Origin of the sequence: Rhodoferax ferrireducens, assembly GCF_003347515.1 — a bacterium.
Lineage (GTDB): Bacteria > Pseudomonadota > Gammaproteobacteria > Burkholderiales > Burkholderiaceae_C > Rhodoferax.
Window position 1 is genome coordinate 46,549 of sequence record NZ_QEII01000283.1, and the last position, 6,409, is coordinate 52,957.

Genomic DNA, 6,409 nt, shown 5'->3' on the forward strand with positions numbered 1-6,409 from the left:
TAAGTATGAAAAAATCAAGCCAAACCGAGATCGTTATCCCCACGTGGGCGGACCGTACGGGTCCAGGCTACTGGGGCGACATTGATGATGGCAGTCGTGACAAGCAGTCCACTTCGTTCTGGCTTTCACTGCGGCGTGTCGTACCGGGCGACAACAGTTGCGTGAATGACGATAGCCGCGCCATCTGCGACATCGGCCTGTATGTCTGGCTTGATCTGGTCGGCACGGTCAGTATCGACGTGCGACTGCATGAGGTGGGCTCCGTCAGCCTGTATGAAGGCATGCAGCGCATCAAGTTGCTCAAACGCCTTCATGCCAGAGGGAAAGCTTATCCGTTCAACAGCTTTCAGCGCCGCACTAATGTGCAGGTCCAACTCACCAAGGCCCTGGACGCTTTGGGCATCAAGCGAGCGCTCGTTCACCACGGCATCGACAAGCGTGAAACCTATGAGCCAGTCGGCCTCGCCATCCAGCGCATCGGTGACAGCATCAAGGAGCGTCTGGATCGCATGAAACCATGCCGTGTTGCTTGACGGGTGCATTCCAGGCAAAAGAGATCAAGATCGGTTTGACGGACCAGCTGATTCAAAGGGCGGCGAAACTCAACCCGGCTCTGGGCGCGTTGACAGCGTTGTGATGGAAGCCAGGAAGACCGGCCGCGAGTCTGAAGGCGTGCCAGCGGGCTACAACCTGGCTTTGGCTTGCCGTGCCACCGGGTAGGGCCTTGCGGTGCGGGGTGCGCGCGTCAGCGTGATATCGAGTCCGCGCAACTGCGGCAGGTCAGGATTCATCAACTCATGTGCGGGTACGCCGATGGCCCTGGCGATCAGCTCGATGTTGTCAATGGAAATGTTGCGCTGTCCGCGCTCCAGCGTGCCGACGAAGGCCCGGTCCAGACCCGCCTCAGCGGCCATACGTTCCTGCGAGATGCCCGCGTGAATCCGCACCAGACGGATGTTTCTGGCAAAAGTCAATCGAAGGGGTAGTGCTGGGGTGGCGGCGGATCGTGGCATGCCTCCAATGCTGTAATCAAGAGGTGTTTAAATCCACGGTGTTTGAAGCCCATTAAGATAGGCACATGCACGGTCGAGGGAGGGGTGCGCACAGGCACACCGGATTCCGGCAGGAGCCGGTGGATCTGGGCGTGCATTTTTTTAAACTTAAAGGGGATTCAAAAGCATCATTAGAAAAAACATAACTGCACACCGCAGCGCGCAGATCCGGCCATGGCCGCTGGCGCCGCCTGCGGACTGTTCCGCGGCCGTTCAACACCAAGCAGCCCTGCCAGCGCGTGGGCGGCCTTTCTATTCAGCTGGCGTGGCCGGCCAACTTTTCGACTTCACCCAAAGGAAAGGACAACTTCAATGGTTCCCTGTCGATATTGCTGCAAGGACATTCACGAGCAAGCGTCAAGCTGCCCGCAGTGCGGCGGCGTCTTGAAATCGCCGGTACCGGCTACGACCAGCGAAAGCGGGTCACTCTGGATGGCGATTGCATCGCTGGTGCTTGGCGTCCTTGGCATTCTGGCGCTCGCGGAGGACTCGAAACACGGTAAGGAAGAGTTGATCGGCATGGGGATCATTCTTTCCGCCGGCTTAGCGCTGGGTGTCACCAGCCTGGGCAACAAAAAAGCAGGCAAGGGCATGGCGATCGCAGGCGTTGTCCTGTTGTCGCTTTCGCTGCTGGTCCTGCTCGGCTCGTTTTAACCCGTTCAATTCAATTTAAAAGGAAAAAAATCATGATTAACTGTCACGGATGCGGCAAACAGATTCACGAAACAGCACCGACGTGCCCTCAATGCGGTGCCCCTCAAGCTTTGCAGGCCAAGTCTGCGCAGCGGGCTCAGACCGTATCGGCGGCGGCATCCACCGGGCTGTCGGACGCCTGGATGCGAAGGTTTGCTTTGATAGAAAAAGCAGGTGGCCCCAAACTTCCAAAAATGAAGGAACTGTCATTCGCTGAACGCTTTCAACTGATCTTCAATATCTGGGCATTTTTGTTCGGACCGTTCTATTACGCGGCCAACGGGATGTGGAAGAAAGGACTCACGCTGCTCGGTGTGTGCGCGGTGGCGGTGATCATCCTGGCGATCATTTTGGAGGCGATCGGAATCTCTCCGGACGCGGCCGCCTTCTTTGCAGCGGGCGTTTTTTCCAGGCGCTCCGCCACCGATTACTACAAGAAGATGGTGCTCGGAGATAACGGCTGGTGGTAAGACAGTGGAGCTGATCAGACAGCGACAAGCGGCATGATTCCGTTGTGTTGCACCGAGGCAGGGTGCAACACAACGGAGATCATTTTTTTTTGCCGTAAAAACGGATACGGATGCAGAAATGAACAGCGCGCCCTGTTCAGGCGAAGAGAAATTCTTTGAAGTCTGGTGTACGGCAATTTCGGCCAAGAAGTTAAGTAATATTTTGTTTGAAAGACGGGAAAGGCTGCTATGTGGGGCTTTGCTTCGCTGTGTTGACGGCCAGTTGAAAAAAACGATCCCGCAGTATGAGTGGGTGTTTCGGTTTCCCAGATCGTCTTCGCGAATATCAGCTCTTCACTTTCGCCAGTGACTCCTTGGGCATTGTCCCGACAGAAGCTTCTCGACCTATTGCCGTTGTATGCATGTAGGAATTGGTTGCCGTAAAGCCGACATTCAAAAACCGGCAGTTACTTGCGTGGAATGATCGAAAGTGGGCGCACGATTTTCATCGTCCTGGACGGGCCAGGGGCGATGGGAGCCTCAATGCGCTACTGCAATGACCTCACATTGTTGAAAAAACTCCCACATTTTGAAAAACTCCCAAAATGGGATGAACATATAAAACATTAATACAATACAATCTCCCAAAATGGGAAATACGATATGAGATTAATTGGCAGGGAACGACTCATCGGCTTGTACGGCACGGGCGCTCAAGCTTGGCTTTCCAGTTGGATAGCTGAGGTAATCGCCGCGAACTGGAAACAACCGCTGGACGTTCGCCATCAGTTCCCCAAAGCTATTCACAAGGGCGAGTGCAACTTCCGCTTCCCTATTGACAACGGCGCCGCCACTGTGGACCTACTTATTGCTTTTCCCCAAGGAATCGCCTTGATTACAGACTTGAAGGTTGAACAATGAAATTGATGGAAGCGAAGGTTATTCGGACGGCAGCGCAATATGACGCTTACCTGGACGAAATCCAAGCTCTTATGGCCAAGGGACATGCGCTAAACAGCACGGAGAGCGACAGGCTTGAACTGCTGACTGTGCTTCTGGAGGCATACGAAAACACAAAGTATCCAGTTGAAAGCCCTGATCCAGTTGACGCAATCCTTTTTCGGATGAGTGAGAAAGGCCTGAAGCAGGCGGACCTCGTTCCGTACTTTGGCACGAGTAGCCGAGTATCCGAGGTTTTGAGCCGAAAGCGTCCGTTGACGGTGCAAATGATCCGTGCGCTCGCAATTGGACTCGGATTGTCAGCTGAAACTTTGATCGGTCTTTCTGCTCCCGAAGTTGCGCCCAAGAAGAGCGACGTTGATTGGTCCAAATTCCCTATCAATGAAATGATGCAGCGTGGATGGCTGAGAACTCAAACCAGCAGAGCGAGCACGGCAGTGGAAGACGTGGTGAAAAACTTCATCATGGATGCAGGATTGCATTTCGGCACCGCCGCGTTTCGGCGGACTCTCGCGGGGGAAGCACAATCGCCAACCACGAAGTACGCCCTGTATGCGTGGCTGGCACGAGTCATTCAGACAGCCAGAAAACGAAAGTCAGGTTTAGGTGCATTTGATCCCACCGTGCTTTCAGCCAGTTTTTTGCGGGAATTGGCTCAGCTCAGTTGGTCGGAAAGCGGGCCCACCCTTGCGGTGGAATACCTTGAGAAGCACGGAATTGCCGTCGTTATTGAGCCTCACCTTAAAGGGACTCTTGTGGATGGGGCAGCACTTAGAGATTCTGATGGCACCCCTATTGTTGGTTTGACTTTGAGGTATGACCGACTGGATAACTTCTGGTTCACCCTTCTCCATGAGGTTGCTCATCTTTGGAAACATGTGGACGACCAAGAGGCATTCCTTGATGATCTAGACGCATCATCCGAAGACAGAAGAGAGGCTGAGGCAAACCGGCTTGCAGGAGAGGCCTTCATTCCGCGAATACTATGGCGGCGAAGTGACGCATTTATCTCCCCAAGCAAGGCGAGCATAGAGAAGCTTGCAAAGGAACTGAGAATTCATCCCGCCATAATTGCTGGCAGACTACGTAAAGAGTCCGGAAATTACGGCCTTTTCACGGATATGTTGGGACATGGCCAAGTTAAAAATTGTTTTACGACTTCCAACGACAGCGAGGCATAACATGCTCCCCAAATACATTCCGTTGCTCAAGGCTATGAATAGCGAGTCGATCGCCCTCGCCAACATCGATCCAGTTCATGCTAAAAAGATGCTGCCGCTCTTTGAAGTCCCGCGCATCGGGCCGAACATATTGGAAGCGAAACGTTTTGTAGGCTGCCCTACTCCTACGACTGCCTACTTGGATGAAGTGACAAACAGAATCGCGAAAGTTTGGTCCGGTCGAACAGCGATGGTAGATGCTTACCAATGGCCTGCAGATGCAACAGTGGAAAGCGGCGAGCATGTCCTCCCATACCTGTTCACCCGCTTACAGGCTCTGGGGGTTGATGTAGTGCCAGTGATAGGGTACGACCGATGGGAAAATCCTACGTACAGTCTGGCAATGCAAGGACTTGAACTCCCCGGCACGCCGTACTATTGCCTACGTCTCGACGCGCAAGCCCTTGAAGATGCTGCCGAGCCGGACTTCTTTCTGGAGAATATTGAGGCTATGCTTGCCCGATTTGAACTGGAGCCAGGAGCATGCTCAGTTCTGATCGATTTTGGTGATGTAACTGGACGCTCTGTTGAGAAAATGGTGGGCGACTCAGACGCAATTTTGAACCTGCTTATGCCACTTGGCTTCAGATATTTTGCAAGCGCCGGCTGCTCACTTCCAAAGTCGATCGACCTGGCAGTAAAGAAACCGGATACCGTGGGAAAGGTCGTTCGTAAAGAGATGTTGCTATGGCAAGCCGCACGTCAGCAGTATCCAGATTCGGCTCTTGTCTACGGAGACTACGGTATTCGAGGCCCGAGTAGCAATGAGGGCATCCCTAACCCACACGGCAATGGCAAGATTCGTCACACCATTGACAAGCACTTTTTAGTTGTGCGTGGGCATTCAATGATGCTACCGGGTAAGGGCGAGCAAATGTGGGGACTTGCCCAAAAGGTTGTGGCGTCGCCCCACTATTTGGGTGCAAACTTCAGTTGGGGGGATCAACAAATACTTGATTGCAGCCAAAAGAAAATCAAAGGTCATCACGCTCAATGGATCAGCAACGACACGAGTCATCATCTGGCCTATGCCCTTGCCGAGGTTGAACAATTTGACTTGTCTGTCGCAGTGCCAGCACCTGTCTCAGTTAAAACCAGCGGCAAGATCGCTTGACTTTGGAGTTTTTATGGCTAAGCCTGTGAGTCTTTCTAATGGTCGAACATGGCGAGCTAAAAAGGACGCCCTGGCTCACTTCAAGGCAATGTTGAGCAGCTACTCTGAAGGGGATCCTATCTCGGTTGTGGCTGACCATGACGACCTATGTTCCCTTTTAGTGCGGTACGACTCGACCACGCTTGATGGAACTTCTAAAATTGGATCTGGTATTGACCATTTTTCAAAGCAACGGAACACTGGCGAAGGCTGGAGTACGGTTGGCTTTCACGTTCACCGCACTGATGGTACTTCAGATGATTTCAGCTATATTGCTGCAGTCAACTTAGACCGTCCTGTGCCGGCGTGAGTGATTGGTAGAGCAGTTCGTGATTCGACGTCTTAGCATCGAGTCAGAAGCAGACATTCAGCGTAAGCGAAAACGTAGTCTAGAGACGTTTGAGCCAAACTTTAGGCGATAGCTTGCCGGTAAACGTTTACATGGCTAATTGGATTAGGTCTCGGCGCTCGTGGACCCTGAGTAGGGGACAAAAACCGAAGTTCCCGTCCCCGACAGCACCTCGCCCCCGGTGAGGGGTCCAGGGAGTTGCCCTTTTAACGGCCTGCGCAATGGGTCAGGCTGTAGTTGTGCGTTAGGAACGCCTCATCATCGTGCGGCCATCGCACAATTCAAAATTTGCATTGCTCCATGTGACTATATCAAAGTTCCGGAGGTTGTCGATTTGGACTCCGAGAAAGCTTCATAAATGACACCGATGGTAAACGCGACTGAGCTTGGCTTTCGGAAGATAAGGGGTAAGCAACTGGGGAACACACATTGACGCGATGAGCGCGTCAATGCATTAGTCGTCAACGAATGGTTTGAGGTTGCCAGCGATGGGGCAGCAAGTCGCCCACCTGACTGGCGCGTTGGGTCGGCAG

General features: G+C 53.1%; 8 protein-coding genes. 7 read left to right on the top strand and 1 reads right to left on the bottom strand.

Annotation, left to right across the window (positions count from 1 at the left end):
* Positions 1–5: 5 nt before the first annotated feature.
* Positions 6–533, top strand: a complete 528-nt coding sequence (locus C5P05_RS16620) for a hypothetical protein (RefSeq protein ID WP_114970965.1) — start codon at positions 6–8, stop codon at positions 531–533.
* A gap of 150 nt (positions 534–683) precedes the next feature.
* On the opposite strand, the gene C5P05_RS16625 is transcribed toward C5P05_RS16620, so the two are convergent.
* Complete coding sequence (locus tag C5P05_RS16625) at positions 684–1,013, bottom strand: helix-turn-helix domain-containing protein (RefSeq protein ID WP_114970966.1); 330 nt, start codon at positions 1,011–1,013, stop codon at positions 684–686.
* Between the two features lie 471 nt (positions 1,014–1,484).
* Between C5P05_RS16625 and C5P05_RS34040 the strand changes: the two genes are divergently transcribed.
* The 6 genes from C5P05_RS34040 to C5P05_RS16655 all read left to right on the top strand — a co-directional run bounded on the left by C5P05_RS34040 (position 1,485) and on the right by C5P05_RS16655 (position 5,837).
* Positions 1,485–1,706 carry a hypothetical protein gene (locus tag C5P05_RS34040; protein WP_198674753.1) on the top strand — a complete coding sequence of 74 codons (222 nt, stop codon included), beginning with the start codon at positions 1,485–1,487 and terminating at the stop codon, positions 1,704–1,706.
* Positions 1,707–1,738: 32 nt separating this feature from the next.
* Positions 1,739–2,215, top strand: coding sequence for a DUF2628 domain-containing protein (locus C5P05_RS16635; RefSeq protein ID WP_114970968.1), 477 nt, complete (start codon positions 1,739–1,741; stop codon positions 2,213–2,215).
* A gap of 642 nt (positions 2,216–2,857) precedes the next feature.
* Complete coding sequence (locus tag C5P05_RS16640) at positions 2,858–3,115, top strand: type II toxin-antitoxin system HigB family toxin (protein ID WP_114970969.1); 258 nt, start codon at positions 2,858–2,860, stop codon at positions 3,113–3,115.
* Positions 3,112–4,335 carry an ImmA/IrrE family metallo-endopeptidase gene (locus C5P05_RS16645; protein WP_232834537.1) on the top strand — a complete coding sequence of 408 codons (1,224 nt, stop codon included), beginning with the start codon at positions 3,112–3,114 and terminating at the stop codon, positions 4,333–4,335. The genes C5P05_RS16640 and C5P05_RS16645 overlap by 4 nt, the downstream gene beginning before the upstream one ends.
* 1 nt (position 4,336) lies before the next feature.
* Positions 4,337–5,488: a beta family protein gene (locus C5P05_RS16650; protein ID WP_157979359.1), complete on the top strand. Its 1,152-nt coding sequence runs from the start codon at positions 4,337–4,339 to the stop codon at positions 5,486–5,488.
* 13 nt (positions 5,489–5,501) lie between these two features.
* Complete coding sequence (locus C5P05_RS16655) at positions 5,502–5,837, top strand: DUF3223 domain-containing protein (RefSeq protein WP_198674754.1); 336 nt, start codon at positions 5,502–5,504, stop codon at positions 5,835–5,837.
* The last annotated feature ends 572 nt before the right edge of the window (positions 5,838–6,409 follow it).

What these genes read in the sequence shown, in the direction of transcription:
- C5P05_RS16620 (WP_114970965.1), top strand. Translation starts at nt 6, where the DNA reads ATGAAAAAATCAAGCCAAACCGAGATCGTTATCCCCACGTGGGCGGAC.
- C5P05_RS16625 (WP_114970966.1), bottom strand. Translation starts at nt 1,013, where the DNA reads ATGCCACGATCCGCCGCCACCCCAGCACTACCCCTTCGATTGACTTTT.
- C5P05_RS34040 (WP_198674753.1), top strand. Translation starts at nt 1,485, where the DNA reads ATGGCGATTGCATCGCTGGTGCTTGGCGTCCTTGGCATTCTGGCGCTC.
- C5P05_RS16635 (WP_114970968.1), top strand. Translation starts at nt 1,739, where the DNA reads ATGATTAACTGTCACGGATGCGGCAAACAGATTCACGAAACAGCACCG.
- C5P05_RS16640 (WP_114970969.1), top strand. Translation starts at nt 2,858, where the DNA reads ATGAGATTAATTGGCAGGGAACGACTCATCGGCTTGTACGGCACGGGC.
- C5P05_RS16645 (WP_232834537.1), top strand. Translation starts at nt 3,112, where the DNA reads ATGAAATTGATGGAAGCGAAGGTTATTCGGACGGCAGCGCAATATGAC.
- C5P05_RS16650 (WP_157979359.1), top strand. Translation starts at nt 4,337, where the DNA reads ATGCTCCCCAAATACATTCCGTTGCTCAAGGCTATGAATAGCGAGTCG.
- C5P05_RS16655 (WP_198674754.1), top strand. Translation starts at nt 5,502, where the DNA reads ATGGCTAAGCCTGTGAGTCTTTCTAATGGTCGAACATGGCGAGCTAAA.